The sequence below is a fragment of the Roseivirga sp. UBA1976 genome, from assembly GCF_002336325.1.
Classification (GTDB): Bacteria; Bacteroidota; Bacteroidia; order Cytophagales; family Cyclobacteriaceae; genus Roseivirga; species Roseivirga thermotolerans.
The window spans coordinates 33,766-37,049 of record NZ_DDDQ01000108.1; the positions used below are offsets into that span (position 1 = coordinate 33,766).

Annotated in this window: 5 protein-coding genes; 2 read left to right on the forward strand and 3 right to left on the reverse strand. The window is 44.0% G+C overall.

Annotation, left to right across the window (positions count from 1 at the left end; all coding sequences use genetic code 11):
- Both B3763_RS10925 and B3763_RS10930 read right to left on the reverse strand, forming a co-directional pair.
- Positions 1–763 (reverse strand): GntP family permease (locus B3763_RS10925; protein WP_286746418.1); only part of this gene is annotated, 763 nt, incomplete at its 3' end.
- 31 nt (positions 764–794) lie between these two features.
- Positions 795–1,283 carry a gluconokinase gene (locus tag B3763_RS10930; protein ID WP_286746421.1) on the reverse strand — a complete coding sequence of 163 codons (489 nt, stop codon included), beginning with the start codon at positions 1,281–1,283 and terminating at the stop codon, positions 795–797.
- A 96-nt stretch (positions 1,284–1,379) separates the two neighbouring features.
- Here B3763_RS10930 and B3763_RS10935 point away from each other — a divergent pair, with 96 nt between their 5' ends.
- Positions 1,380–1,799 carry an OmpA family protein gene (locus tag B3763_RS10935; RefSeq protein WP_286746424.1) on the forward strand — a complete coding sequence of 140 codons (420 nt, stop codon included), beginning with the start codon at positions 1,380–1,382 and terminating at the stop codon, positions 1,797–1,799.
- A gap of 193 nt (positions 1,800–1,992) precedes the next feature.
- On the opposite strand, the gene B3763_RS10940 is transcribed toward B3763_RS10935, so the two are convergent.
- Complete coding sequence (locus B3763_RS10940) at positions 1,993–2,547, reverse strand: DinB family protein (RefSeq protein WP_286746427.1); 555 nt, start codon at positions 2,545–2,547, stop codon at positions 1,993–1,995.
- Positions 2,548–2,616: 69 nt separating this feature from the next.
- Here B3763_RS10940 and B3763_RS10945 point away from each other — a divergent pair.
- On the forward strand, positions 2,617–3,284 hold a 668-nt coding region (locus tag B3763_RS10945), incomplete at its 3' end, for an aminoacetone oxidase family FAD-binding enzyme (RefSeq protein WP_286746430.1).

Consider the following 3,284-nt stretch of genomic DNA (forward strand, 5'->3'; position numbering starts at 1 on the left):
TGAGGCCTTCACGAGCCATTGTGTTTAGAAATGATCCTAACAGTATAAGGCAAATGGGAAGCCCCAAAACCCAAAAAATGGTACGAACCAGCCCTTCGTCCAGAGCTTGGTCGGTCGTTTCAGTTGCTATTTCCAATTCACTATCGGGAGTATCGGGTACCAGAAACTTAGTCATAATCAGCCCGCAGAAAAGCGCAACGGGGATGCCAACGAGGGCTCCTACAACAATGGCATAGCCCAGGTCTACCTGCAATATATCTGCCACCGCTACCGGCCCGGGTGTAGGAGGAATAAAGCTATGGGTAATTCCCAGTCCTGTCAGCAAGGGAAGGCCATAGTATAATACATGGCGATTACTCTTTTTGGCCAGTGCCTTTACCAGGGGCATAAGAATGATAATACCTACATCGAAGAATACAGAAATAGAAACTATAAAGCCTGTGCTTAACAGGGCCAGCCGAGACTTGGATTCTCCTCCTTTTTTTAACAGGTAACGAGCCAATGCCTGAGCACCCCCCGAATGTTCCAGTATGGCTCCAAAAATGGCTCCCAGTCCCACAATGGTAGCCACAAAGGCCAGCGTATCGCCCATGCCTTTTGCTATAGAATCGATTATCTCGTCAGTATTCAGCCCTCCTAAAAGGCCTACCCAAATGCTGGCAAAAAGCAAACTCAGAAAAGCATTGAGCTTCCACTTCATAATTAGAAAAAGGAGAAGGGCTACTCCCGAAACAATGGCCAGATAGAGTTGTAGGTTTTCCATGAAAAAGTAATGAAGCCAAGAAATTAGTCAATTACTGTAAAGTGGAAAAATGTTCGGCCAGTAAATCAACCGATTTGGTAATATTTAGGGTGGCCGATAGGCGAAAAGCACTTGAAGGGATCTCTAGCGCATCGAGCTGAGATTGTACTAATGTAGCGGGCATAAAATGACCTTTACGCATTTTTAGTCTTCTGTGAGCTTCTTCGGCAGTAATCTCTAAGTAAACCAGATGTAGTTTTAGGCGTTGGGCCAGGTACAACCTGTAACTTTCTTTAAGGGCGCTACAACCCAATACAAAACATGGCCTATGACTTTGTAATATGTGTTCTACTATGGCTGCAAGCCAAGGCCATCGGTCGTCATCGTCTAATGGCTGCCCGCTGCTCATTTTCATCACGTTTTCGCGAGGATGAAAATCGTCAGCATCTAAAAATGGCATGCCCATACGGTTGGCCAAGGCTTTTCCCACGGTGCTTTTACCTGCACCGCTTATCCCCATCACCACTATAACTTCTTTCAATGTTTTTTCCGTTTGTCACTTAAAATTCAGCAGTTCAAGTTATTTGAAAAACTCTACATCTGCCAAAGCGTTAATAGTCAGGTAATAAGGGGTTCTATGCTCAGGTGGTTTATTATATTATGGCTTTTAACGAGTACTCTATTCTCAGTAAACGCACAGACGTTTGGCGAGCCATCGGCTATTCGAAGTATTTATTTTGGAGGAGGAAGTGCCCGTGTGGACATACGCCAGGCCAATCAGCTAAAATCATTTCTGGACTCTATACCAAATATTCATGATTATTTTATCACAGTGCATAGCCATACCGACAATATAGGTGGCAAGGAGTATAATGAGCGGCTCAGTAAAATGAGGAGTCAGTCGGTAATTGATCTAATGCTAAAGCTGGAGAAGATTAAAAAGGAAATGATAGAGGTACGAGATTTTGGGCTATATAACCCGGTTTACGATAACTCAACCTGGGAAGGACGTATGAAAAACAGGCGGGTAGATGTGATTCTTTGGCTGGTTATTTAAAGAAACTGCCGAAATCAAAACCTTAAGGTTTTCTTTCGACAGCTTTTCTTTCGAGTGGTTTAGTGATGTGTCTACTACTGCCACAAGCTGTACCCACCCGGTATTTTATTACTGCTATTTCTGCCAACATCAATGGAGTTGAAACCCGGAGTCTGTTCTTTAGCTTGCCAGGTTGGTCTCTCCATTATTGTTTTTAGAAAAGCTTTTCGGGTGGTGGTGTTACCCCTTTCATTCTCAGGTATACTGTAGTTTGCCCTCTGTGGTGAGTTTGGTGTTCAAACGCTTTTTTAAGCCACTCTACCCTGGAAATATTGAAGCCAAAAGATTCAACTTTTTCTTCGCCTTTGGTCATATCCATGTTTTTTACGGCAGCAATACACCAGTCGTAAGCTTCAACAGTGATATCCTGGAGGGCTTTTTTGTTATGATATTTGCTTTCCTTTTCAAGGTTTACCGTAGCGTAAATACGCTCAGCGCCCGTAGCATTGGCTACAATACCAATATTTCCCTGAGCCATGTGTAGAAATTGTTCGGCAAAGGTGCGTACTCCTTCGGTAGGTCTAAAAGTTATTCCGTCTTCAGGCATGGCATCAATATACTCCAATGAGTAGGCCTTAGCTCGTTCCCAGTCGGCAACGAAACCTTCTTTCATCGACTCCTCCACTGCAGAGTCTCCCGTTACGATCAGATTGGCCGAAGCAAATATGATGAGCGTAAGTGCTAAAATGGTTTTTGTGAAGTTTTTCATGAGATTTGAATAAAAGTGTCTTAAAGTCTTACGGTGATATTGGCAAAATGATTTGTTACTTTGATCCCCATGAACAATAGAGTGGCCATTATAGGTGGTGGAGCGGCCGGTTTTTTTGCAGCTATTTCGTGTAAAATGCACGCCCCAAATGCCAGGGTTGTGTTGTACGAAAAATCCGTCAAACTGCTGGCTAAGGTAAAGGTTTCCGGAGGCGGTAGGTGTAATGTAACGAATGGTTGCCAGGGTATTTCTACTTTTGCAGCGCATTACCCAAGGGGTGAAAAGCATCTTAAAAAAGCCTTTTCACAATTCAATGCCTCAGATACAATCGAGTGGTTTGAAAGTAGGGGAGTACAACTAAAGGAGGAAGCCGATGGGCGCGTATTTCCTGTGACGGACGATTCTCAAACCATAGTAGATTGCCTTTTGAATGAAGCTCGAAAGCTTAGGATTGATATTCAACTCAGTGCGGCCTTACAGGCCATTCAGAAAGAAGGAAATGCCTTTAAACTCCGTTTTAAAGAAGGAACCGAACAATTCGATAGAGTGATAGTGGCAACCGGTGGCAGTCCTAAACCAGAAGGTTTTGGCTGGTTAGAATCGCTCGGTCATCAGGTAGAACCGCCAGTGCCCAGTCTTTTTACTTTTAACATGCCCGGGCAGTCCATTACTCAGCTCATGGGGGTATCGGTGCCTGCCGCAGTTGTAAAAATTCAGGGTACACGCCTAATGGAAAA